The 25743-nt window shown below is 40.4% G+C and carries 15 protein-coding genes; 7 read left to right on the forward strand and 8 right to left on the reverse strand.

Annotated elements, in window-relative coordinates; translation table 11 throughout:
• The first annotated feature begins 4 nt into the window (after positions 1–4).
• The 4 genes from lspA (at position 5) to HDEF_RS03975 (ending at position 3691) form a co-directional block, all read left to right on the forward strand.
• The gene (gene lspA / locus HDEF_RS03960) at positions 5–514 is read left to right on the forward strand and encodes a signal peptidase II (protein WP_044612480.1); all 510 of its coding nucleotides are present in this window, start codon (positions 5–7) and stop codon (positions 512–514) included.
• Between the two features lie 148 nt (positions 515–662).
• On the forward strand, positions 663–1133 hold the full coding sequence (gene fkpB / locus HDEF_RS03965; protein ID WP_044612481.1) for an FKBP-type peptidyl-prolyl cis-trans isomerase: 471 nt from the start codon (positions 663–665) through the stop codon (positions 1131–1133).
• Positions 1114–2073: a 4-hydroxy-3-methylbut-2-enyl diphosphate reductase gene (gene ispH, locus HDEF_RS03970; RefSeq protein ID WP_015873374.1), complete on the forward strand. Its 960-nt coding sequence runs from the start codon at positions 1114–1116 to the stop codon at positions 2071–2073. Before fkpB ends, ispH begins: the two co-directional genes overlap by 20 nt.
• Positions 2074–2224: 151 nt before the next feature.
• Positions 2225–3691 (forward strand): glycosyltransferase family 39 protein, encoded by a 1467-nt coding sequence (locus tag HDEF_RS03975; protein ID WP_015873375.1) that lies wholly within the window; start codon positions 2225–2227, stop codon positions 3689–3691.
• Positions 3692–3696: 5 nt separating this feature from the next.
• On the opposite strand, the gene HDEF_RS03980 is transcribed toward HDEF_RS03975, so the two are convergent.
• The 4 genes from HDEF_RS03980 to HDEF_RS03995 are packed head-to-tail and all read right to left on the reverse strand — an operon-like array spanning position 3697 to position 5206.
• Entirely contained in the window at positions 3697–4077 is a 381-nt protein-coding gene (locus HDEF_RS03980; RefSeq protein WP_158533940.1) for a hypothetical protein, read from the reverse strand.
• 35 nt (positions 4078–4112) lie between these two features.
• Positions 4113–4646, reverse strand: coding sequence for an IS630 family transposase (locus HDEF_RS03985; protein ID WP_086934965.1), 534 nt, complete (start codon positions 4644–4646; stop codon positions 4113–4115).
• On the reverse strand, positions 4558–4935 hold the full coding sequence (locus HDEF_RS03990; RefSeq protein WP_012737971.1) for an IS630 transposase-related protein: 378 nt from the start codon (positions 4933–4935) through the stop codon (positions 4558–4560). The genes HDEF_RS03985 and HDEF_RS03990 overlap by 89 nt, the downstream gene beginning before the upstream one ends.
• A 16-nt stretch (positions 4936–4951) precedes the next feature.
• Positions 4952–5206: a hypothetical protein gene (locus HDEF_RS03995; protein ID WP_015873377.1), complete on the reverse strand. Its 255-nt coding sequence runs from the start codon at positions 5204–5206 to the stop codon at positions 4952–4954.
• Between the two features lie 246 nt (positions 5207–5452).
• Between HDEF_RS03995 and rfaF the strand changes: the two genes are divergently transcribed.
• Together rfaF and rfaC are read left to right on the forward strand one after the other, a co-directional pair.
• Complete coding sequence (gene rfaF, locus HDEF_RS04000) at positions 5453–6526, forward strand: ADP-heptose--LPS heptosyltransferase RfaF (RefSeq protein ID WP_015873379.1); 1074 nt, start codon at positions 5453–5455, stop codon at positions 6524–6526.
• Positions 6527–6535: 9 nt separating this feature from the next.
• On the forward strand, positions 6536–7504 hold the full coding sequence (rfaC, locus tag HDEF_RS04005; RefSeq protein ID WP_015873380.1) for a lipopolysaccharide heptosyltransferase RfaC: 969 nt from the start codon (positions 6536–6538) through the stop codon (positions 7502–7504).
• Positions 7505–7517: 13 nt separating this feature from the next.
• Here rfaC and HDEF_RS04010 read toward each other — a convergent pair whose 3' ends face one another.
• The 4 genes from HDEF_RS04010 to HDEF_RS12710 all read right to left on the reverse strand — a co-directional run bounded on the left by HDEF_RS04010 (position 7518) and on the right by HDEF_RS12710 (position 18331).
• A complete protein-coding gene (locus HDEF_RS04010; protein WP_015873381.1) occupies positions 7518–15551 on the reverse strand; it encodes an Ig-like domain-containing protein in 8034 nt (2677 codons plus the stop codon).
• 234 nt (positions 15552–15785) lie between these two features.
• Positions 15786–16922, reverse strand: a complete 1137-nt coding sequence (locus HDEF_RS04015; protein WP_044612270.1) for an Ig-like domain-containing protein — start codon at positions 16920–16922, stop codon at positions 15786–15788.
• A gap of 228 nt (positions 16923–17150) precedes the next feature.
• Positions 17151–17723: an Ig-like domain-containing protein gene (locus HDEF_RS04020; protein ID WP_044612271.1), complete on the reverse strand. Its 573-nt coding sequence runs from the start codon at positions 17721–17723 to the stop codon at positions 17151–17153.
• Positions 17720–18331 (reverse strand): hypothetical protein, encoded by a 612-nt coding sequence (locus tag HDEF_RS12710; RefSeq protein ID WP_044612272.1) that lies wholly within the window; start codon positions 18329–18331, stop codon positions 17720–17722. Before HDEF_RS12710 ends, HDEF_RS04020 begins: the two co-directional genes overlap by 4 nt.
• 482 nt (positions 18332–18813) lie before the next feature.
• Between HDEF_RS12710 and HDEF_RS04030 the strand changes: the two genes are divergently transcribed.
• Positions 18814–25563: an Ig-like domain-containing protein gene (locus HDEF_RS04030; protein ID WP_425475048.1), complete on the forward strand. Its 6750-nt coding sequence runs from the start codon at positions 18814–18816 to the stop codon at positions 25561–25563.
• Positions 25564–25743: the final 180 nt, after the last annotated feature.

A 25743-nucleotide genomic window follows, 5' to 3' on the forward strand; every position in this document is an offset into this window, starting at 1 on the left:
CAAAATAAACCGTTCGATGGGTATGACTCAATTGCGTTGGTTGTGGCTTTCTGTCGTGGTCATGGTGTTAGATCTCGCCAGCAAATATTGGATCATTCATCATTTTGATTTATATGAAACACGGCCTTTGATTCCTTTTTTGAACATGACTTATGCTCAAAATACAGGGGCCGCATTTAGTTTTTTGGCAGACAGCGGCGGTTGGCAACGTTGGTTTTTTATTCTGGTCGCTGTTTTGATTATCGCTATCCTGATGAGATTAATGTATCGCTCAACAGAAAATAAATGGATAAACGCCGCTTATGCTCTCATCATTGGGGGTGCCCTTGGAAATTTATGTGATCGAATAGCGAATGGCTTTGTGATCGATTTTATTGATTTTTATGTCAACCAATGGCATTGGCCTACCTTTAATTTGGCTGATTCTGCTATTTGTATCGGTGCTTTATTCATATTTTTAGAAGGATTTTTAAATCCGGCTTCAAAAAAACAGATCACTCAAAAAGAGAAATAAGATGTCACCAGTCGTTCCAAATTCGGGCAAGAACAAAAACGGGGATATTAAAAAAACAGTTCCTGCTTCATCTTCTGATGTGAATCAAATCAAATTCAATCAATATATTGACACCGTTTCCATCAAAAAAGACCATATTTGCAATAGCCTGGAAAATCGGATAGAAAAAAACAGTGCCGTTCTGCTGCATTTTACGCTGACTTTAGAAGATGGCTCTATCGCCGAATCTAGCCGTCTTTCGGGCAAACCTGCTTTATTTTGTTTGGGTGATCAAAGCTTATCTGACATGTTAGAAGCCCAATTATTGGGCTTAAAGGTCAATGATAAAAAAAAATTTACACTCCCCGCAGTTGCCGCTTTTGGTGAAAAAAATCCTGATTTGATTCAATATTTTTCCAGAGAGGATTTTTCAAATATAGGTCTACCTGAGGTCGGGGCAGTCATCTTATTCACGGCGATCAATGGCCGTGAAATGCCTGGGATTGTGTATGAAGTGATGGCAGAGTCTATTACTGTGGATTTTAATCATCCTTTAGCAGGACATTCTGTGAATTTTGATATTGAAGTATTAAAAATTGATCCTCAAGACGGTAAAAAAAATGAAAATATTGTTGGCTAACCCAAGGGGATTTTGTGCGGGTGTGTATCGTGCGATCAGCATTGTAGAAAGTGCGTTAAAAATATACGGTCCACCCATCTATGTGCGCCATGAGGTTGTCCATAATCGCTATGTTGTCGAAGATTTACGCAAGAGAGGGGCAATATTTATTGAACATATTTCACAGGTGCCGGATGGGTCCGTGCTGATTTTTTCTGCTCATGGTGTTTCGCAGGCAGTCAAGGCGCAGGCCAAGGCACGTCAATTAAAAATACTGTTTGATGCCACTTGCCCCTTGGTCACTAAAGTGCATATGGAAGTGCTTCGTGCCAGCCGTAAAGGGCAAGAAGCCATTTTGATTGGGCACGCGGGGCATCCTGAAGTTGAGGGCACGATGGGGCAATATGATAACGCATCCGCAGGGGTTTATTTGGTGGAATCTGTGGAAGATGTCAATCAATTAAAAGTCAAAGACGAAAACAACCTCTGTTTCATGACCCAAACCACCTTATCTGTTGACGATACCCTCGAGATCACTTCAGCGCTTCAAAAGCGATTCCCTAAAATCATTGGGCCCCGTAAAGACGATATTTGTTATGCCACGACGAATCGGCAGCAGGCAGTCCGTGAATTGTCAGAAAAAAGCGACATGGTGCTGGTGGTCGGTTCAAAAAATTCCTCTAACTCAAATCGTTTGGCGGAGCTGGCCAAACGAATGGGCAAACCTGCTTATCTCATTGATTCTGATGCAGACATTCATGCTGACTGGTTAAAGAACATCAAATATATTGGTGTGACAGCAGGTGCTTCGGCACCTGATGTGTTAGTGCAGAAAGTCATTATTACGTTGCAATCATTAGGTGCTGATGAATCGATTGAAATGATGGGCCAAGAGGAAAATATCGTTTTTGAAATACCGAAACAGTTAAGGATTCATGCCACAGAAATCTCTTGTAGCTAGGTTCTGACATCCCCTTTTCTCCCCTGTAAAAAATGTTTTTAGCTGTATAAAAAATGGAGGTATGGCCACTTTATGCGATACAGCGGCCACTATGTGTCAAGCAGTGATCGTCTTGATTCTCATTTGCTTTACATTTTAAAGGACAGAGACTATGAAAATTTTAGAACCATCTTCCACTCCACAGATTTTTATCATTTTTTATCTTGCGCTTTATGCGATTATTTGGACATGTGCAGGTTATTTTTTGAATCCCAGTGTGCCTTATGATGCTGTTGAAGCGTTAAATTGGGCCAATAACCTGGAATTTGGATCACCTAAAAATCCTTATATGGTTAGCCTTGTTATGTTTCCTTCATTATTGCTGAAAAAGTGGGTCGCCCTTGATCTTTACTGGTATGCCTCTCATTTTTTAGCGGTTTCTTTGGGTATGCTGGGGGTTTGGTTGCTGGGTTTACGACTGTTTGGTCGTCCTATCCTCGCTTTCTTTTCTTTAATGAGCCTGAATTTAACGGGCATTATTAATTTTGATATTCTTCCTTATAACGACAATTATTTACTGGTGATGTTTTGGCCTTATCTTTTCCTTTTTTTTATTAAAGCCCTCTACGATCATCAAAAATATTGGTTTTTGTTGGCCTTATGTTCTGGGTTAGCGGCAATGTCAAAATATTCTTCATTCGCTTTTTTACCCTTTATGTTGATTTCTCTTTTATTCACGTCGACAGGAAGAAAAGCATTTAAATATAAAGAATTCTATTTTTCTATATTACTTTTTATCTTGATCATAACCCCTAATTTCATTTGGCTTTATCAGCATGACTTTGCTGCCTTTAATTGGGTGAAATCTCAAATAAAACCCGCATTAAATCTTACAGTTATCATTGCTTTTTTATGTGTGTTTTATCCTGTTATCATTATTTTACTGATTTTATTGCCTTTAGGCGCAAAAGTAGCGTATCCCAATACAGAAGAAAAAAAACATTTTGTCTTTATTTGTTTATCTCCTGTTTTCTGTATTTTTATTTATTTTCTTTTTAATGAAGGGGGGCGAATCACTGAATGGATGCAACCTTTTGCTATATTAGCCTCATCACTGACATTGTGTTTTTTAAATGTGGATAAAATCAAAAAATGGCGAAATATGAATTTATGTTTATTATTTTTTTCTATATTAGTGTGTTCTGGTTACATACTCGTTTTGCATAATAATATTAAAGGCGCAGGTAAAAAACTGGATTTTATCAAAAAGGTGAGCACTCAATTGAATGAATTATGGAAAAACGAATATCACACCCCTTTAAAATATGTAGGAGGAGGGTATTTATCTCAATGGTTGACTTTTTATTCCCCCGATCATCCTTTCATCACGACAAAATGGTCGAATGAAAACAAACCCAATATTTACAATGCGCATATTTCTCTGGATGATCTTCAAAATTCAGGCGCATTATTTTTAAGTCATTCTGGAGAAAACTGTGAGACCGCCGATTTTAATGATGTCAAAAAAGATTATCTAGGCATTCATTTAACGAAAAAGCGCGATTATGGCTTTACAACAGCAAAGGGAGAACATATTCAAATATGTTTGGCGTTTTTGGCACCAAAAAAATCAAGATGAACATGTCATTTTTTATTAAAAAGCTCTATTAATAGAGCCACATTTTTGTCAGGAACACGGGGTGGTGGTCGTAAGTTCTCATCGTAAGAAGCGGTTACCGGATTTTCAGACTTCGGTGTTTTCTTTGTTGTGTCAACCTTCGCATACAATTCATTGATTTGATTATCTGTAAGTGGAGTTCGAGCGCTAGCTTCAGTAGGTTGTGTTTCTCCATTTTCTCTTAGATTAGAAGGCTCCTCATATATGGGTTCTGCCGTTTTTTCTTCTGGTTCTTTTAGCGAATCAGGACTCGATGCAAAAATGGGCTCATATATATTTCTTAATATATTTGAACCCTCGTCAGCATTCTTGGAATAATTTTCTGTAGGCTTAAGTATAGAGGTCATTTTATTTGATTTATAGCTAAACGACATAAGAATAGTTACATAATATGTTCTGAAAACAAGGTATTGATGTCGCATTGAAGTTCTCTTCTTTTTCTTTTAGCTTGAGCCCATGTGTGCTCAATAGGGTTGAACTCGGGCGAATAAGGAGGCAAATATTCAATAGAATGACCGGCGTTGAGAATGGCGTGTTGAATATCTTTTCGCTTGTGGAAAGAAGCGTTATCCATCATCATCACGCACGGATGAGGAAGAGCGGGTAGGAGCAGCTGAGTGACCCAGGCATAAAAAACATCGCTGTTAATGGAGCAGTTAAAGAGGCCCACCGCGATGAGAGTGACCCCTAATAAGGCACCAATGACGTTAGTGCGGCCCTTAGCCTGCCAATCGTGAGTCCCAAAACAGCGTTGACCTCGTGTAGCGTATCCGTAGAGGCGGGGCATATCGTGAGCAAAGCCGCTCTCATCGAGATAAACCAGAGATTTACCCTGCTTTTGATACCCCGCGATTTTTTCCTGGAACCCCTGTCGTGCCTCTTCGTTTGCCTTGGGATGACGCAGAGTTTTTTTTATAGGTCAGACCCCATCTTTTCAATGCTTGCCAGATGGCTTTGGGGCACACCCCGAAACGGGCCGCCCGTTCCCGTTGATAGCTATCTGGATACTCTGCCACATCTTTGATAAACGCCTCTTTATCCATCTTGCCTCGACGCGGACCCGAGGGTTTCGGTTCTATTCGCTTGAGCCAACGCCTGAGAGTATCTGTACCTACGTGAAAACGCTTCGCCGTTGCTCTGATGCTCAGTCCTTCTTTCTCTCGAATACTCAGGACTTTTTGACGAAAATCCACTGAATAACTCATAGTGACCTCATGCTAATTAGTTCTTTATATTGTAACTAAAATTAAATCGCTTAGCTATATCATCTGATAATGAATAAGACCCTTTTTTTGTTTTTATTTTTGGTACCATTTTAAAAGTATTTCTCAAAAGCTTAAGAGATTGACGAAATAATTTTTTGACCCCAGATTTTGCTTTACCATCAGATAATGATGCTTCATTAACGCTTTTATCTGTAAAAACAGATTCGTTTGTTGCGTTTGTGTATTTTGTTAGTCTACATTCCATCCCCATAATCGCATTTTCTCTTTTTAATTATACAAAATGTTTAAAAAACCTTATGAGAAAATATAATTTTTTTATCTTACAAAAAATATCAAAAAACGCTCATTCACCACATTTAAAACCAAATCATTTTTAAAAATAACTCAATAAGCCATATTCAGATGAAAAAACAGGCAAACTTGAGCCAATGCCATTTTTGAATATGCCATCACCGTTGTCGGCTGAGGTTAACAAGGGATTTTTTTGAAAAACCAGATGAAAATATTGGTGATCGCGCCTTCATGGGTGGGGGATATGATGATGTCTCACAGTTTGTATCGCACGCTGAAAGTGCGTCACCCCAATGCAACAATAGATGTGATGGCGCCGGAGTGGTGCCGTGCCTTACTGTCAAGGATGCCAGAGGTGGCGCAGATATGGACGATGCCCATCGGTCACGGTCAGTTGGCGCTTTTTGAGCGGCGACGTCTTGGTATTCAATTGCGTTCTGAGCGTTATCAACGCGCGTATATATTGCCTAATTCATTTAAATCGGCGTTGATCCCTTTTTTTGCACGTATTCCGCACCGGATTGGGTGGCGTGGTGAAATGCGATACGGCCTGTTAAACGATTGGCGAATATTAAACCCCGCCGCATTCCCGATGATGGTGCAACGTTATGTGGCACTCGCTGATGATGTTGCTGATATGAAAACCCAGGCGTTATCGGCGGCCCATTTACCTCAACCTTTTCTGTGGCCTCAGTTGCAGGTCACAGAAAAAGCAGTGGCAGAGGTCAAAGCGGTTTTTTCTTTAAAAAATGACACACCGCTGATAGGGTTTTGCCCAGGGGCCGAATTTGGCCCGGCAAAACGTTGGCCCCATTATCATTATGCGGCTTTAGCGCAAACACTCATTGAGAAGGGGTATCAGATCGTTTTATTGGGATCGGCACAAGATAAACACACAGGGCACAAGATCAGATCGGCCCTCAACCCAAAAGCGCAACAACACTGTCATGATTTCACCGGCCACACTTCGCTTGAACAGGCAATCGACCTGATTGCGGCTTGTGGCGCGATAGTGACGAATGACTCGGGTTTAATGCATATCGCGGCGGCTTTAAATCAGCCATTGGTCGCGTTGTATGGGCCGAGTAACCCTGATTTTACGCCCCCTTTATCCCCAAAAGCCCAGGTCATCCGTTTGATCAGCGGCTATCATAAAATTCGAAAAGGCGACGATTCGGAGGGGTATCATGACAGTTTGATTGGGATCACACCCGAGCAGGTAATGGCCGCTTTGCAAACATTGTGTGATGCTTCTTACCCTGATGAAGCACAGGAATAAACTCGATTGATGCAGGTTCTGTTAGTCAAAACTTCCTCTATGGGCGATGTGTTACACACGTTGCCCGCGTTGACGGATGCTATGAACGCGCGCGAAAAAATTCGTTTTGATTGGGTCATCGAAGAGAATTTTGTTCAAATCCCCACTTGGCACCCCGCCGTAGATAAAGTCATCCCAGTGGCCATTCGACGTTGGCGTCAACACTGGTTTAGCAAATCCGTGCGTGCAGAGCGGGCGCTTTTTAAACAGGCATTACAAAAAAAGCACTATGATGTGGTGATAGATGCCCAGGGTTTACTCAAAAGTGCGGCCTTGATCACGCGCCTTGCGCGGGGCATCAAGCATGGGTTTGACCGCCAAAGTGCGCGTGAAGCTTTTGCCAGTGCGTTTTATCATCAGCGCCACCGGGTGGATAAAAACCAGCATGCGGTCGAAAGGCTCCGTGATTTATTGGCGAAAAGCCTGGGCTATTCAAAACCGTCTTGTCGTGGTGACTATGGCATCCGTTCTGCATTTGTTTCAAAAAATAGACCACATGATCCCTACCTGGTTTTGATTCATTCAACAACGCAAGAGGCAAAGCATTGGCCTGAACTTCATTGGCGAAACCTGATTGAGCAGATCACAAAAGGAGGGGCCCCTATAAAAATCAAGTTACCCTGGGGAACGGAGCCCGAATATCAACGGGCCTGCCGTTTGGCTGAGGGTTTTTCTCAAGTTGAGGTATTACCCCATTGTGATTTAGAAGCCATCGCCCACATTCTGGCTTCCGCTCAAGCCGTGGTCTCTGTTGACACGGGTTTAAGCCACCTGGCGGCGGCGTTGGGTAAACCTAATCTCACTTTGTTTGGCCCAACAGACCCCCTATTGATAGGGGGCTATGGTGACCATCAAATGTCGATCGTTTCAGAGACAAAAAAAATGGACGCGATTTTTGTTGATAAAATCATGTCTGCCTTAAAACAGTACATTTTGTAACTGTGTGGTTTTTTTATCCATAATATATGGATTCCTCCTCATGCTCAGGCAGATGTAAAACAGGCGTCATCATTAATATATCCGCGTTTTCTTTTGACGGGCTCGTTTTTGACCCTGTTGAAAGGTCGATTTGATATCTGTCTGGGGTTTCTAGGCTGCTCAGTATTCTTTCAGAAGACACATCGATGGTGAACGTTTTATCCAAGCGGATCCAGTCCCCATCCGGATCGATAAATTTCACCTTGAGTTCATGCGGGCCTTCTGCTAACGGCATCTCGACAGTGAATACCCCTTGGTTGTCAATCAGCTCAAGCACATATTCGGGGCGATTATCTACCGTCACCACCGCTTTGACGGCATCGGGCGCTTCTTTAGGGGCGTTGAGTGTGAAGCTGGGGGTGGTGGTATCTGCGGTGGTGTTTTCCTCTGATGTGATGGGGTTGAGTAATTCAATCGGATTTTGAGGCGGTTCAGCATTGTCTTTTTCATCAACCTCTTCAATCGCCGCAGGCGGCAATGGGGCATCAGAGGTCTTCAGGGCCTGTTCCTTGGCAGGGGTATCCTCGGCCTTCGCTTCAGGGCTGAGCTCAGAGTCAGGGTGCTCGGCCGTGGCAGGTGCGTTGAAATCCACGGGCTGAAGCAACGGAAAAGATTCTTTTTTCAGTGAATCGGCTTCTATAGCCTGGGGCTCTTCGGGTTGTATCAGTTGAGCGATCCCCTTCTGGGCCTGTGCTTCTTTATTCGCTTCACGATTGTCTTCACGGGTATGTGGTTGGTGGCTTTCCTGGGCTTTTGAGGCAATCGGGGTAGGTTCAGGCAGGTTCTCGTCTTTGCCTTCTTTGGCAGATTCTTCCTCTAATGGCAAGCTTCGTTTGCTTCTGGCCGCGCTTTCTGGAGTCTTAGGTACGCCTATGTCAGGCTGTGGATCATAATAAGTGATTGCATTTTTATTAGAAGAATCTTTAAAATTATCTTCATAATCTTTCTGACTAAAAAATACAGTAGAAGTCAAAGCACTACCGTGGCCTGACCGATATTCAAAATGAAGTCTCGTTCCATATTGGCCCCCAACATACCCCTCATTTAACTTTTGAGTTATATATGCTATGTCATTCGCATTATCCAAAATTAAAGTTTTGTCGTTGCCAACCTTATATTTGAAATCTTTCCTGAGTTCCCGTTGGCCGGAACACAAATTCAAACTTTGCCCATTCATATCAGGAATATCAGGGTGTTTTAGGACATAATATTTTTTATCGTCGTCCCAAAATAAAACGCGATTAATGTTTTGCCAGCTTTCTTGAGCAACATTCGTTAGATAACCCTGGTTTCCTTTTGCATCTTCAGAGAAGAGCATCAAATAATAAAAATTCTGTATATGAGAGGCATCAATTTCTACATGAAATTTTCCATCTTTTAAAATGCCTGTGTATGCAATTTTCTTATTCTGCTCTCCAACCTTCTCTCCAATAATAAGGCGCATCCCTGGCTCTATATTCCCCTTTACAGCGAGTATCTTATGTCCTCCTCTGTTAAAAAAGCTCCATTTAATATCATTCGGGGCTGAAGGTACTATATAATTACCTAACCACCTCTCTTCTTCTCCGTCTTTAAAATAAACTTGAAATAGCCGGCCAGCACTAAATTTATCAGTTTCAATATTAAACAATTGATCACTGGAGCTAACTGTATTTCTATTAATTTGTTTATTGTAGATATCTTTTATAATAAAGGTTTCTCCTGCCTTAGCCTCAACTATGATGCGAAGGCGAAAACTCTTACTATAATAAGTATCATTGTTCGCATTCCTTAAGCTTATGAGTTCTTCTGACTCTGCATCTGTCTCAGGAGGAAGCACAGCATAAGTCATATTTGAAACAGCGACCTCAAAACTCTCATCTTTATCACTGGTATTACCTGCTCTATCTTTATAAGTCACTTGTATAGTATGTGCTCCATTAGACAGGTCTGCAGGAGGAGTCCATTTATATGTGCTCTGCCCTGCAATATCACCTGCAGGAATTTCAATCTCATTTCCATCTAAATTAACTGTGATTTTGTGGATATCCTGAGGGATGTTTCCAAACTGGAAAGAAGGTTTTTTATTTTTAAAAATGGTTTTTCCCTCCGATGAGTCTTCATCCTTGTCCGTTTTTATCATCTGTATGGTCGGTTTCGAGATTGTTGTATCAACGACAAAATTTTGTTCTGTTGTCTTATTTTTATCGGTAATATCTGTGATTTGCACGTACAAGGTATGTCTATTATTATCTGTTAGCGAATCTGTTCTGTATTTCCAGGTGCCGGTTCCCTCATTGTTTATTGTTTTCCAGCCTTGATCATTCACTTTTACCTTCACTTCTTTAACATCTTGTGCCTTAAAGGCCGGCAATGTGATATTGAAAGAAACCTGATTGTTTTTGGTGAGATTAGGATAGTTGGCTTTATCTAAACTGGTACTATTGGCCATCTCTATTGTGGGTGTTGGCAAATCAGGGAGAATTCTAAAAAGTTCACTGGTTGTGGTTGCGGGATTCCCTGCTTTGTCTTCGATTTTCACTGATAATTGGTAATTATCTTTCGCAGACAGAGGGATATTATAAGTAAACTTCCAGACTTTTTTGTCATACAAGCGCGCCCAGGTGAACGCTCCTTTGACGACTTTTGAGTTTAAGCCGCTTTTATTTAATGTATTACCATCAAGGCTGACCTCAATATATTTTGGATCATTAATCTCCTCTGCGGTTTTAATTAAAAAGACGAGTTGACTGGGGTCTTTAGCAACTTTTTTTCGAACGCCACTGGAGCTGTGATCTATAAATGACTCTGTCGGCAGTTCAATGGTGGGTTTTTCGGGAGGAGTGGTATCGATTTTAAACTTCAATGGCGCGGATATTTCAGAGGGTATACCGGCTTTATTGGTGGCTTTAACGGTAGCGGTATAGTCGCCTTGTGAGAGATTTCTTTGTACGTAAAAGAAAGTGTTATTTTTACTATCGTAATTCGCTATTGCATTCGTAGCCAGTGCTTTATTTGTTGAGTCATTAATGAGGGTGACTTCGACGGCCTTTGGATCAACCGCATCCTGTATTGTATTAATGTTTGTGATTGAGAGTTTAGGGGATGGCTTATTGGTGATATCTGTAGGATTATCTATGCCTGTGATGCTTTCACTGTCTAATCTGATTCCGGGTTTTACAGGGGGAACAGAGTTAAAATTAACGGTGATGTCGCTGGAAAAATGACTTGTACGTTCGAGTTGATTTTCGGATTGAACGGAGAGTTTGTAAGCACCTTTTGTGAATGGAGTACCAGGCGTAAAGGTCCATTTTCCGTCTTTTTTTGTTGCTTCTTCTATGTTTTCATTACCGCGGGGGTCTTTTACTTTGACATGGACTTTTGTGACTGGATTTACATCATTTCTTTTCGCCGTAATATTAAATTTAGGGGAGTTGTTCTGGGTCCATGTTTCTGTTTGTTTAAGAGAAACTGGATAAGTGCTGTTATGGGCCGGCTCGAGTTCTATGGTGGGCACCTCGGGGAGGTTGTTGTCAATGGTAAGAGTGAGTATATTGTCTTCGTTTGACATTGCGGATTTTTTGGCTCGATTAGTCACTTCAACTCTGACATTATAGGTTCCGTCCGGCCAGTCATCTTTAGGAGTAAATCTGTAGGTTCCTGTATTATCTGGATCTTTCGTGAGCCTTCCTCCAAAATCATTATTGAGAGTTTGTACCTCTCCTTTGTCGTTGATTTTACATATAAACTCTTTTTTGACGGGGTCCTTGCCCTGGCTTTCACGAATAATTTTAATTTCCCTGACATGTTCACCAATCTGCTCAATCAGAAAAGTCGGTTTTTTTTCACTGGTTAATGGTGCGGCGACATCTTTTTGACTCTCTAAAGAGATTCGAGGGGGATCTACCTGGGCATTGAGGGTGAGTAAAAGAGCCTTAGCAGATTGTTGTACCCCACCCACGCCTACTACATCGAGTTTAATTTCATAGTCGCCGTCGTCTTGAAACTCGACTTTGATTTTCTCCGTGTTACTAAAAAATGGCCAGCCGCCCTCATTTTTTTTGTAATTTCTTGTAGCAAAAGGTGTGTCCACTCCTTTTTTAGATACGGAGAAAGCCACTGACTCAGCCTCAGGATCTATATTTTTTATAATGAATGTGGGCTGTGTTTTATTGGTTATCTTTTTGTTATCTTTGTATTCGGTTGGATCATAGGGGGTATGATCATTTGTCTCAATCTCAATCTCGGGCTTTAGAAGCCCGTCGAGCATGTAAAAATTCATTGGCTCAGATGTTCCGGTATTGTCATGTTTATCGGTGACATTAGCCTCTATGGTGTAGTCTCCTTTAGAGATTGATTTTTCTGATAAATCCACTTTCCATACATTTTCTGTATTATTGTAGAGAGCCTCTATTTCGGGTCCTTCTTTTACATCCCCTTTTTTTAAAGACACCTTAACCTTACTCGAGCCTTTTTTTAACATCGCTGTATCGTCATTGACTGAAATCTTAAACTTCAAATCCTGTTTTTGGACTTTATTTTTGCCGCCGTCATTGCGGACTTTTTCAGTATTTTCAAATTCAATCCTCGATTGAGGAGGCTGAGTGTAAATGGTCATCCCATCGCTTTTATTCAGACTACCACTGCCGACTTGACCCGCCTGGTAGGTCACCTTCGCTGTGACGGTATACTCGCCCTGCTCTAATGCTGTGGAGGTGGTGAAATCAAATTCATCACTATTATCTGGTATGTCACTTTTTGCAAGATTTTGTATGACCGGTTGTTGGTCTGCACGATTCTTTTTTTGAAAAGTGACCACAATACTGTCAGGGTTATCCCGATCCAGGCGATCGAAAGCGATATTTTTGATGTGGAATTTCGGAGTCGTTTTATTGGTGACAGGTTTTTGAATGGTGCCGGTATTGTGAATAAGCTCGATGGTGTGGGTTGGGGCGTCAGCATGGTCAATCGTAAAGTCTAAGCTTCCAAGGGCGCTGGATATTTTTGTTTTTAATGTGACTTCGGCGTTAATCGTATATTGTCCATCTTCCAGTGACCTGAGTTGACTTTTATCAGTAAGTATCAAGTCATTAACATTGAAAGTTTTGTTGTCTTTACGCAATATTTGCGAAGCCAATACGTCTGTTGTATTTCTCTTACAAAGGGTGATGGTGATTTTTTCTGCCCTTTCATCAATATTGCCCAGTTGAAAAGAGGGATTTTGGTTTTTTGTGATAAATTTTTTATTCTTATTAAATGCATCGTTATCATCCAGTGTTATCGAAGGTATTTTGGCGATCGCGGTGTCAATGTTGACCTCGAATGCAGCCGGGTTTTCCTGATTTGTATTGCTTGCACGGTCTGTAACGGTGAGGCTGATTTTATACTTCGCATTGTCTTGCCATTCTGAAGGTTGATAAGTATAGCCACTATCGGTTCTCTTGATTCCTTTTCCCTCAATACCATTTCTTTTACTGGTGTCTTCCAAATCCTTTATATCAAATTCAATTGTTTCGACGAGTGTTTTATGATCGCCTTTATCGCCTTTATCGCCTTTATAGACTTGCAGTAGAACCTTTTTGACATCGGGGTCGATATCCAACAGATTAAATCTGGGCGTTTGAGAGGCCACGGTGGCCCCAGATTCAGATGCAGATGAGCTCTTTCGTGTTTCTTCGTCCAAGGTAATTCTGGGCGGGTTTAATTTATTGTCAAACAGGACTGTGAGTGTTGTTTCAGGAGACGGTTCGGCATCCAAAAAGGTGTTGACCGATAGCTTATAATCTCCATTGTCAGACCATTCTTTTTGCAATTGAAAGCGGTTTTTTAGCTGTTCTTTTTTGTTATTGTCTGTAGCCAGATTATCAAAAGAGTCGTTTAATTGCCGTCCCCCAACAACGGGTGGGGTCGTCTTAATGTCCACCTTGGTGGCGTGTTCGTCGAGGTTAGTGAGACTGAACCTAGGTTTAGGTTTGTTGGTGATATGTACGTCAGTTTTCTTATGATACGACGTGTCATCGTCATAGATAAGACCAATTTCGGGTTTATCTACGCTATCCTGTATGGTGAATGAGAGGGGTTCTTTCGAGATGCCAGTATTTCCATATCGATCGGTGACTTTAACGTTCAGTTGAAAGTCGCCTTTAGGCCAGGCGTCTGATTCACCTAAAGAAAACGTCTGTTCTTTTTTCCCCTCGTTATAACTAAATAAACTGGCATGCTTTTTGCTGTGATAAAGCGTTTCTCGCTTAGGCGTTTTATCGCTCTGGGTTAAGGTCACTTCAATTTCATCAGATGCTTCTATCCGCTTCTCTTTTGTGCCTTTGATAACAAATTTTCTGTGTTGATTTTTTATGATGTTTTTTTCGCCCGACTTTTGGGGAGACGCATCAAGGTGAAAATCGATAACGGGTTTAGGTTGGGTATCATCAAAATAAATTGTCTGTGTTTTTTGTGTTGACGGATTGCCTGCTTTATCGGTGAGTGTCACTGCGATTTGGTATTCTCCTTTAGCCCATTGTTCTTTAGTGCTCACTGGCTGGGTGTTATTACCCGGAAATAGAGTATCCTTTATTTCTATTGTCTCTAATGGCGTTGCAGTAGATTTTTTTATCACCAAGACCTGCATTTTCCATACCCGTTGTTGGTCTCCGTCAGGAACGGTGATCAAAAAACCGGGTTTGGAGTTGTTGGTATAAATCCCACTTTCATCGAATGTCGATTTGCTTGCTGCATTGAGTTGAATCTTTTGGACTTCAGGGGCATTTTGATAAAAATCGATGTCTATCTCAGTTGTAGGGCCTTGTTTTTTACCTTTATAGGGCCTGGCGCTGATGATATATTTCCCATCTTTGTCGAAAATGTTGTCTGAAATTTGCCAGGTTTCGTCTTTGTTTGGTTTGAAACCCCCAGAAGATCTCAATGTATGTATTAAATTGCCATCGCCATCGCCACCCTCAACTTTTTTAAAAATTTCTATGCTGTCAATATTGTCTTCTTTCGTTCTAAAAATCAGTATGGGTCGTTTGTTTTGAGTGAAGTTTGATTTTTTATCCCCTGTTTTATCGTCGTCATGCAATGCAATATCCACTTGCTGAAGTTCACTGCTATTGATATTGAAATTTTGCGCCTTAGGGCTTTGATTGCCGGCCTTGTCTGTAGCGGTGACGGTTAAGATGTAATCTTTTTGATTATCGAGAGTGTCTGATTCGTAACTATACTCACCTTTTGTCATTTCTTGTTGGTTTAATGGCTTGTTTTCAATTACGTTATCATCAGAATCTTTAAGCTCAATATTGACTGAATGTATGTCTTCTGCATCAAATTTGATGTTGAATTTTGGTGTGTTATAAGTCAGTGTCAATGATTCATTTGTTTTCACAAAACTCTTTTCCAAAGTATTCTCATCAACAAGTTCGATTTCAGTGCGTTGAATGAAAGGTTTAACATGAAAATCAAAGCTATGTGATGCTGTTGCATTTTTAACATCAGTGACTGTCACAGTGGCTTGATATTTGCCTTTAGAAAAGGGTGTATTTTCTGTAAAAGCCTCCCATTTTTTATCTTCTCTCTGCCTCGCAGTTATGTTTTCTGAGTCCCCCTCCTCTTGAAGCGATTTTATCTCCACCTGAACAGTCGGAAGAGTTTGACCCTCAACAGTTTTGACGTTCGACACAATAAAGCCGAGTTTTTCTGTCTTATTTGTAAAATCGAGATATTTCCCTGTTTTAGTTTTATCATCAAAAAAAATCGAAGGCGTGGTTAATGCTCCTGAGATATAAAATCGGTAGGGTTGGCTTGCGTCGTCCCAGTTGTTTTTTTTGTTCAAGGCATGGTCAGTGACCTCAACATGGAGCGTATAATCTTTATCAGCTTCTAAGTCAGAACCAAGAGTCATCTCCCATATCCTGTTTTTGTCACTCTCAGTAATAACGGCGTTTTCTGCTTTAAACGTGAATTTTTCTGTATCGGCTCTACTTTTATTATTCTCAACCGCCCAAAGCTTTATTTGTCGAACATCGTCTGGCACGGTGATTTTGAATGTAGGATTTTGACTTTAGGGAATGCAGTCGAATTTTTCAGTTCTATGGTTGGGGTGATTCCATCTGTGTCGATTGTAAATGCATACGGCGAGCTTAATTCGGATTCGTTGCCAACATCGTCTTTTAGTTTAACCTTCACTTGGTATAGACCTTTTTCCAGGTCTAGATTCTCAACTATGAAATCTCCACTTTGTGATATTTTACTTTTTACTTTTTACTTTTTACTTTTTACTTTTTACTTCTTTTGCTTCTTTTGCTTCTGCTTCTGTCCCGTTTTTTTCAAAGGTGACGATAAAATCGCTTCCCGCTTCTCCTGTAATTTTAAATCTAGGCTTTGTGCTACTGGTGATGATCGTCTCGTCTCGTTTAGAGACAAGCCCATTTTCATCAATAATCTCAATCGTGGCAGACTCAATACGGGTTTTTATCCAAAGCTCATGCTCGATATTAAGAGGATCTATATCTGCTACTTTGCTTGTAGAAGTTATTTTTACAGCGTATTTTCCATCCGATCGATTATCAATATCAGTATTCCAATTCCCTTCATTATCGGCTTCAACATTATTTTTTGATCCATTTATATCAATAGTGATATTGGCATTTGGGTCTGCTTTTCCTTCAATTTTTAGATTGCTGGTTTTTTGGGTTTTCCATTCCAGGCTTTGATTAGAACGACTGTCATTGCTTAAATAGGCTTCTAAAATGGTGGCTTTGGTTTGAACATTAAACTGAAACTCCGACTTTGTAGAAAAATTATTCGCGGCATCTTGAGCTTCAAATTTCAGGGTATGGAGTTTGGGTGTGAGAGATTCTGGAAACTTATATTCCCAATAGCCATTCTTCTCCACTTTGACCCTGCCTAAATGTTTTTCTTTATTATCCGAATCCAAACCGGAATCTTCATAAATCCAAACCCAGCTAAATGCTTCGCCTTTTCCTGTTAATGTGGGCTGTTTTTCTGCTGTGGTCGGTGTCTTGTTTATACCTATGGTTTTAAAATTATTTTTTAATGAAATACCATTTGGGGTCACAGGGGCAATGGTATCGATCTCATATTGGAATTCGAATTGGCCTTTATTGCCATACAGATCGGCGATATCAAATTTGAGAAGATTAGAACCACCCTCAGATGGTGTATTAAACCCTGCAAGACTCCATTTTCCTTGTTCATTTACTTTAATTTCCTGCTTATCACTTTTATTTTTATTATTTGAAAAAATGATAGTACTGTTCGGCTTCCCTTCTCCTTCAAATCCAGGATTTGTGTGACTCGTTATTGTATGATTATTGTTGTCTTTTACTTGTAGTGAGGTATTGTCACCGTCTACAATTTTGGCATTGAAGCTACCTATATTCACATTATCATCAATCGTAAAAGTGAACTCACCATGGCCTTGTTTATTTTCTTCTGTCCTCTCGTCTGAGCGATTGCCTCTTTCATCGATGGCAACCCCCGTTATTCTATACTGTTGAGCCGCTAACTTCTTTTCCGGTTTAAAAAACCATTTGCCTTCTGTGACAGAGATATCTTCTGTTATCTTTTTTCCGTTTAAATAAAGTTCAATTTTTGCGCCGGCTTCTAATGTTCATTTTAATACTGGATCTGTAAATCGAGTGAAAGTCTGACCCTCATGGATTTTAGGATGAGACTCTTCTGCAAGTTCAATGGTGGGAGCGTATGGAGGGATTGAATCCAGATTAATGGTTTTTTTTGCAGCAGCGATGTTTTTGGCCTTGTCTTCTGCAACGACGCTAATACTGTTATCCCCTTGCGCGAGTTGCCTGTCTTTAAAAGAATAGCTCCATACTCCCTTTTCATCGACGCTCACTGTGCCTAGTCGTGTTTCTTTATCATCGGTTGATTTTTTATTATAAACGCTGACTTGCGTGTTTTCTTCAGCCGTCCCTTGAATGGCAGGCTGAACATTTTTAATCAAAAAAATGTCAGGGTTTTTACTCTCCAGTGCAATATCTTTTTGATTCATCTGAAAATCAACGGGCTTAATGATTGATTTAATCACGAGAGATAATTCTGCCTGGGCTTTATTGCCTTTATATTCTCCCAAGGCCATAAACTCGTGCGGCCCCTCGTCTAATGATTTATCGAGAGTAAAAGCAAAATTACCGGAGCTGTCGGCCTTCGTGGTGTTTAAGATCAAGCCGTCTTTTTTTGAATGATCACCTGAGTGCCAGGGAGTGTGCTCCCTATCAATGTAGGTAAAGTCACTTTAGTTAAATTATCTTTTTGCCCGCTGGTATTACTGTTGTCGTCAAGACCGAAGCTGATTTTTAAATCAATTTTTGGGTTCGGGGCCGGGTTGTTTAACCCACTGCTGCGGTTCGTGTTTTTGTTGATCTGGGCAACTTCTACCGTTGTACTCGATTCTTTATGTAAAGAAGAGGCAGAATGAAGAGAGATGTCTCTTTCATCAGGGGTGATTTGAGCCAAGGCCGCTTTGGTGTTCGCTTGCGTTAAAAATTCATTGAGCGCTTCTTCAATTTGTTGAGAGGATTTTTGTGCTTCCTGCGCTTCTAACGCGGCTTTCTCGGCTTCTGATTTCTCTTTCTCAGCTTTTTCTCTTGCTTTTTTTTCTTCTGCTTTCTCTTTCTCGGCTTTTTCTCTTGCTTTTTCTGCCTCTTCTTTGTCTTTTTCGGCCTGTCTCATTTTTTGTTTCAGCGCTTCCTGTTCTTCTTGAAGCGCTTTATTTTGAACATGATCGACTAAAAAAGCATCGGCGCTTTTAAAGTCGATATTCTCAAGATTCACCTGACTGAGTAAGTCTTTACCTTTTAAGAACCATCCTGAAACTGAAAAGACAATTGGCTGTCTTTTAAGCTCGAATACATCGCCCCATTCACAATGGTCACACTGCCTTTCGGCGAGGTTAGTTTAGGTCTGGACCTGATATCACCACTTGAATCTGATTTTTATTTCCTAATGCAGACAAATCAATCTTAGCATTATGTTGTGCAAATATTTTTTGAGTCGCCATCAGTTTTTCCTCTTTAAAAAAGGGTGAGCTCACCTTCACCATAGTCGATGACGTACAACAACCCAAGATTGAGCTCTTACGCTCAGATAACACAGCCTATGGTGATGTTACGGGTAACATTACCAACAAAGTTCCTCCCAAATTCAAATTCACTGATATAGACGACAATGCCGGTAAGGTGACTCTTTTAATTAAGGATACTTCAATCAAAAGTTATGAAACATCAGTCACTTTTGAGGGGAAAACATTAGATAAGTTGAGGGAGCCTGGTTATGAATATACATCTGAATTGGGCGAAAAAGGTAAAAGTAAAAACTATAGTTTAACTGTGACCACCTATGTGGGTGAAAAGAATAAAGAATCTGACACAATAGATGTGTTGATTGATAATCAATTAACTATTCCAAAAATTATGTTAGATCCAGACACACATCATATGGTATCAGGGAATAGGGTCAGCTCAAAAACACCGACATTTAGGTTGACTGACATCGACCCAGATGTCAGAGAGATCAAACTGACATTTTCAAATGAATCACCATCGATTACCTTCAATCCTACTAAGGAACTTTCTGAAGAATTAATAAAGCAAGGCGTGTCAAAAAAAGAGGGGTATTACACTTACACACCTCAAAAAGAATGGACTAACGATACATATACAATCACACTCACCGTTAAAGACCAGGCAACAAATGAACAGTCATACGCATACGATGTCATCATTGATACCAGTACAGTCGAGACACCCAAAATCATCCTTCAGGAAGACAATTCATTTAACCAGAAAAAAAATATCACAAAGACTAAAAACCCTACATTTAAATTAGAAACGATTGATAAAAACGCCCAAAATGAGATTCAAATCTCTGTTTTTTCTGTTGACCCCAGAAGTTCTTCTACTGAATTGGGTTCGAAAAAAATCACTATACAAGACGCGACTCAAAAAGGTTTTGACCTGAGCAAGCTCAGTAATTCAGGAAAGGGTGCAGTTAACATAACCCAAGATGGAAAATACCAGATTGAAGCCGTGGTCACATCAACAGCAGGTAGTAAGAGCGCACCTGGAATATTAGACTTTACGATTGACAGTGCTGACGCCCCAACCCCCACCATTGAACTTGTTGACAATACTGGCACCAATGACAAACCTGTCACCAATAAAACGCAGCCTAAATTGATTCTCAAGAATATCGATAGCTCCCGCTTAGATTGGGATAATCCTCAACTGATTAAGGTGACCTTCCTCAAAAAATTGGGCAGTAACGAGGATAAGAAAACCCAAAATTTTGTACAATCGCAGATAAACATAAAAGAAAGTGATGATTCTACTGAAAGTGAATATGAGCTCACGTGGAATAAAGAAGACTTAACTCCTGGCGAGTATACCGTCACAGCCAAGGTGACTTACCAGGCCGGTCAAGTCGGCAACGGTAGTCTGAATAACAACCATACGATGACCATTTACACCACCCCGCCGACATCGACGATTCAATTTCTTGAGGAGCTGGGGAAAGTTGACGGTCAATTTAAAGTCAGCAAAAGTCAGATGAAGTTTCAGATTGTGCCCAATGAAAAGGATGTGCCGCCAGGAAGAGGAACGACTTCGGTTCAGGTCATATTAAAAGACTTGGAGGGGAATCAACAAAAAACCCAGACAGCTATACTAAATGAAGAGATATGGACTGCAGATTTATCAGAGCCAGATCAAATCTCTAAAGGGGGGAAATACCAAGTCGTGGCAAAAGTCACAGATCCGCATGGGAATGAGGGTTTATCTCAGCCGCTGTCCTTTGAATTGCTCGACGGGCTAAACCCCCCCGTGATTAAAATAAATGCTGAAGATCACACCCCTTATGATCAAAACGAAGACCCTAACATTAAGATCACCTCAAAAAGAACCCCGCAGTTTACTTTTGATGAGATAGATGACGTTGTCAATAAAGTGACCGTTTCTGTGTCTAAATCTAAAGAAAAAAATGCAGATCCCAAGACAATCAAGTACACAAAAATCCCCGAAGGAAAATGGAAGAATGATGAGGATGATCAGGGGTATAACTCGAATCAAATCCCAATTCTATTTCAAGAAGACGGTGAATATAATATGACCCTGAAAGCGGAAACGACGGGGGGTCTCGAAGCCACTTCAAACATACTGACTCTCGGTGTGTATGTAAATGTCATCCGCCCGAGCATTGCTGTAGAGGGTAAAGACGAGCGCGAGGTATTGAGCGGAACCGCTACACCCACCTTTGAGATTAAGAATGTCGATCCGCATGCCAGAGAAATTAACATTACCGCCACCCTTGGAAAATCTGAAGAAACCGCAAAAAAATTTCAGGCGGTGCTCAATCAAGACGGGTCAATAAAAACAAAATCTGATAATGGTTTTTTTGAACAAATTGAGAGCGGCTACCAATTTATACCTAGTAAAAATTTGGACGAAGGAAAATATAATATCGTTGTTTCGGTCATCAATGAAGCCAGACAACCCTCTTCAAATTCTTTACCACTGGGGCTGATCATCGATACCAGCAAGCCACAACAGCCCAGCATCGTACTCTCTGAGGCGAGTAACACCACTCATCCGGACTCTCTTCATGAAAAATGGACAAGTTCCAGGAAGCCGACATTTACTATCGACCTGAAAGACAACAATACAGATAATCCCATCGAAAAGGTGGAGGTCATGGTTAAAGGCGTAGGAAACAAAACATATATCGCTCAAAAAAATAATTCAACCAATCAGTTTGTTACAGATAGTCCAAGTCAAAAAGGTGCATTCTCATTAGAGAGTAATAAGAAATTAACCTTTACTCCTGATGATGAATGGGCGAAAGGCGAATACAGCCTGTCGGTTAAAACCTATAATTCATTGAATAAACCTGGTGATGTTTCTGAAACAGAAGTGGTTAACGTTAATTATGATCAACCTGATCAACCCAAAATTGAACTGGCCTATGCTGACCAAACGGGCAAAACGATAGATAAAAGTAATACAAAAATAACAAACAACCCAAATCCCAGCTTCGCCATCAGCAACATCAATTTAAAACAAGACAACATAGATGAACGTGCCGTCACCATCACGATCACCAAAGATGGTGAATCCAAAATCACGGGCGCAAAAGTAACACATGACACAGGCCAATTTTCTTACAAAACGAGTAACTTTAAAGATACTTATGGAGATGGCGAATATAACGCCACAGTCAGGGTCATCAATAAAGCGGGAATACCGAGTGATTCCCAGGAGTTTACATTTGAAATTGATACAACTGAGCCTGATAAACCCGAGATTAACTGGAACTCAGAGGCATTCAAAACAGCAAAAAACAGCGATGAACTAAAAGCAGTAGCAAAAAAAGGCCAGATCGTTTTTTTGGTAACAACAAGTGAAGAGATTGACGACCCAAGATATATTACAGCTAAGATTAATAATACTGGTTCTCTAAGTGCAAAAGAGAAAGTAAAAGACAGCAAAAACGTCTGGAAGCTTACTTCTAATGATTCTCTTTCATCGGGTAAGCATAATTTATACGTCGAAGTCACAGACAAAGCGGGCAATAAAACCAGTGCGCAAGGCGAATTTATGGTACTGGACGCATTACCAGCCCCCAAAATAGACATGGCCCATAACGCCAATGCGGCGGGGAAAGACAGAAAGCCTTATATGATCAACAAAGTCAATATGGATCAGGATGATAAGAGAAAGTTAAACATTATCCTGGATGATAATACGCTATTTTCGTATGTTGAGATGAAGGCGGAACTCATTAGTGAATCCTCAGGTTCAAGCTCTGTCCTCTCTATCAAAAAAAATAATCCCGATAACAACTGGACAGTGGAGATACCCGCAGATCAACCTGATGGTAAATATACATTGAAAGTCACCGCCACAGATGTGTTAACAATGACGAAGGAAACCGAGGTAGATTTTGAGGTTGACACGACCCTTACCAACATACCTGTTATCGAACTGAAAAATTCGGGCACAAAGAGTTCTGACTCCACAGACGCACAGGAAACAACACAAACAAAGCCAGTCTTTATGATTCGAGATATCCCGGAAGATATCTATAAGATAAACATTCAAATCTCAGGAGATAATAATGATTATGAGATAAAAAATCTGGAAGGTTTTAAAGGAGACTCAAAAGAGTGGGGCGGTATTAAAAAGGATTTAGAAGATGACAAGGAATATTTCATCACAGTCACTTTTACAGACAAGGCAGGCAATACAAGCAATAATGATAATAATCTATACAACATCAAAAAAATCGCCCCATTTGTTTTCAAAGATCCGGAACTCATACTCGATCCGCAGACCGACTCAGGCACTCAGGGGGATTTCAAAACGAATCATGACAAACCTGTTTTACTCTTTAAGAACACGAGCGATGCAAAAGTGACTGAGGGTAAGCTGACGCTTGAAAATAAAACAGCGAATAAGAGTTATACATATCCTTTTAAAGACTTCACGCCTACAGGTGGTCCAGATAGCAAAGAATACAAAATTGATTTGATAAAAAATGATTCTTTAACTGATAAAACAGCAGCCTTTCCAGCAGGGGAATACAGAATCACTGTAGAGTTGACTTATGACAATAATGAAACATATCAGAAGAAAACCACTTTAAATGACCCCCTGATCATCAACCGACATAAACCCTCAGCAGTGTCTGATGTTAAGTACTCTTTCAATGAAACAGAGGGAGTGAAAACCATCAGGATAGAAGGGGAAAAACCAAAAAACACAGATGTTTTTATTCAATTTAAAGGTCAAAGTGAGATAAATATCACAAAAAAAGGCAATACCTCTGTATTCGACGTGGAGGCCTTCGACACTACCCAATCCTGGGGGCAACAGAAAAGCTTTACCCTCTTCGTTAAAGACGATATCGGCAACCAATCCGAGAATACTCAGGTCGACATACCACTCCCGCCTGCCATCACTCGATATCGTGCTTTAGACGAGAATCAACTTGAGGTATTTGTCAAAAAAGAAAACCTAAAACAAGGCGATAAAATTATTCTTAAAAATCAAAGTAATGAAAAATACGAACATACAGTGACTGCAGTTAATTTAAGCAACAATAGTTTTCAATTTACAACTAACAACGCATTCACAGGCAAATTTACGGCTTATGTCATCCGGGCAGAGCGGCACGAAAGCGAAAAAATTGAAAGAACGATACCCAAGACTCCTACAGAAGTGGATTACACTTTCGTTGGGAACGGTAAATTTTTTAGCGTCAAGGGAAAGGTAAAAGAGGGAGAAACATTAAATACAAAGCTCTCAGGTATTGATAATACTCAAAAAAGTCATAAAGCCTATAAAGAGGAAGTGGTAAGGACGAAAGTAATAGAACATAACGTCAATGAAATGCAATTCGAGGTGTTTTCTTCAAATGAAGAGGGCGGAGAAAGTCAGTCGATTATAAAAACAATTAATCCTGTAGTTCTTTATTGGGATTATACTTCGGGGCACTACTTCATAAGGTTTAGTGGTTGGAACCCCGAGGATGATCAGAAATTAGGGGCTCCTTATCCTCAAGAACCCTTTAAATATTCACATGAATTAAGGGTGGATGCTGCACTCATAAAATATAAGACATTACCGTACAAAAGTAGTCAAAATTATCGAGTCATTGAATTTGATGACAGTTTTTTGTATGAATTGTGTAGATATGTGAATTATGACCTCTTCGAGGATATAAGGAAAAGGGGCGCAAAAGATTTTTTCTGGAAATTTAACGGATTTGAACCAGGAGCACTTTATAACTCGATGAAATTTATCAGCCTGGAAGAGGTTTTAAAATTTATAAAAAGTGATGAATTATGGGATCCTGATGGCGATATCGATAAAAAAAATCACTTAATGAGGGTATTGACCACGCAATGGAACATTCGGCCTGTTAACGTTAGTACCGAAATATCCAGTGGGAAGACTATAATCAAAGGGCAAATCAACAAAAGAATAGAAGGAGAAATATTTTTGTTAGATGGTAATAGCAATCCTATAATCCAGACATATTCAACCACATATTCTGATGAAGCAGGAAAGATAAATTTTGAAACAAAACTTGATGGGGTTATTCAAGATCGCTCGAATATGTACCTTTATTTCAAAACTAAAGACACAAGTAACTCAATTATCTCTTTTTGGGTGAATATTCAACCAGGTGCAGAAACTAACCATGATAATAGAGAAAAAACAATGTTCGAAAATCTGTACAAAAAAGCTGAAAGAATATTAGAAACTGGTGAACATCACGATACTGTGTTCTCTGACATACATTTTGATGAAGAAATGGATGAATCTCCGAAGACCGAGGAACATCAGTCCAACCCTGAAAAAACCAATCAACCAACCGAAAGCTCACCTGAAGAATCGACAACAGAAGAGCCATCTGAACGCTCTAAACGCAGCACCTCACTCACAGAGCAAGAGGAAAACCCTGTAGACACTCAGACTCAGGCACAGCAAGTCAATCCGACTCAACCCCAAAAACAAGATATCCCATCTGAGCTGTTGGAGGAACCGAAGACCGCAGCCCCAAAAAATCCGGGTGAATTACTCAACCCCATTACATCAGAGGAAAACACCACCGCAGATACCACTCCCAGCTTCACGCTCAACGCCCCTAAAGACGCGCCTGATGCCGTCAAAGCACTGGTCACCCTGGATAATCGCCCCGAATATGAGCTTGAGCTCATTGATAACCAGGGGGTATTCACTGTCGAGATGCCGTTAGCAGAAGGCCCGCATGAACTCAAGGTGAAATTTATCGAGCCAGATGGGGATTGGATCCGCCTGGATAAAACCTTCACCATCGATGCGTCTTCTGAAAGAATACTGAGCAGCCTGGAAACCCCAGACAAATATCAAATCGACCTTTCAACAGGCTCAAAAACGATCCCGTCAAAAGAAAATGCGGATATTTTAATGATGACGCCAGTTTTACATCTGCCTGAGCATGAAGAGGAATCTACGTATTACTCATGATATGGGTGATGGTCATGTCAACAAGGCCGAGATATCTCGGCCTTTTTTAATAGCGCCCAATATCACTTCCCTGGTGACCTTCTGAATCTGTTTTATTACAATCAAACACCATGATTTTTTTCATATCATCAAAATATGTTCATTTTTAAAAAAATTTGGTGGTCTGTTTTTTAAAATCAA

Origin of the sequence: Candidatus Hamiltonella defensa 5AT (Acyrthosiphon pisum), from assembly GCF_000021705.1 — a bacterium.
GTDB classification, from domain to species: domain Bacteria; phylum Pseudomonadota; class Gammaproteobacteria; order Enterobacterales; family Enterobacteriaceae; genus Hamiltonella; species Hamiltonella defendens.

What these genes read in the sequence shown, in the direction of transcription:
- rfaF (WP_015873379.1), top strand. Translation starts at nt 5,453, where the DNA reads ATGAAAATATTGGTGATCGCGCCTTCATGGGTGGGGGATATGATGATG.
- HDEF_RS03990 (WP_012737971.1), bottom strand. Translation starts at nt 4,935, where the DNA reads ATGAGTTATTCAGTGGATTTTCGTCAAAAAGTCCTGAGTATTCGAGAG.
- ispH (WP_015873374.1), top strand. Translation starts at nt 1,114, where the DNA reads ATGAAAATATTGTTGGCTAACCCAAGGGGATTTTGTGCGGGTGTGTAT.
- HDEF_RS03995 (WP_015873377.1), bottom strand. Translation starts at nt 5,206, where the DNA reads ATGGGGATGGAATGTAGACTAACAAAATACACAAACGCAACAAACGAA.
- HDEF_RS03975 (WP_015873375.1), top strand. Translation starts at nt 2,225, where the DNA reads ATGAAAATTTTAGAACCATCTTCCACTCCACAGATTTTTATCATTTTT.
- HDEF_RS03980 (WP_158533940.1), bottom strand. Translation starts at nt 4,077, where the DNA reads ATGACCTCTATACTTAAGCCTACAGAAAATTATTCCAAGAATGCTGAC.
- rfaC (WP_015873380.1), top strand. Translation starts at nt 6,536, where the DNA reads ATGCAGGTTCTGTTAGTCAAAACTTCCTCTATGGGCGATGTGTTACAC.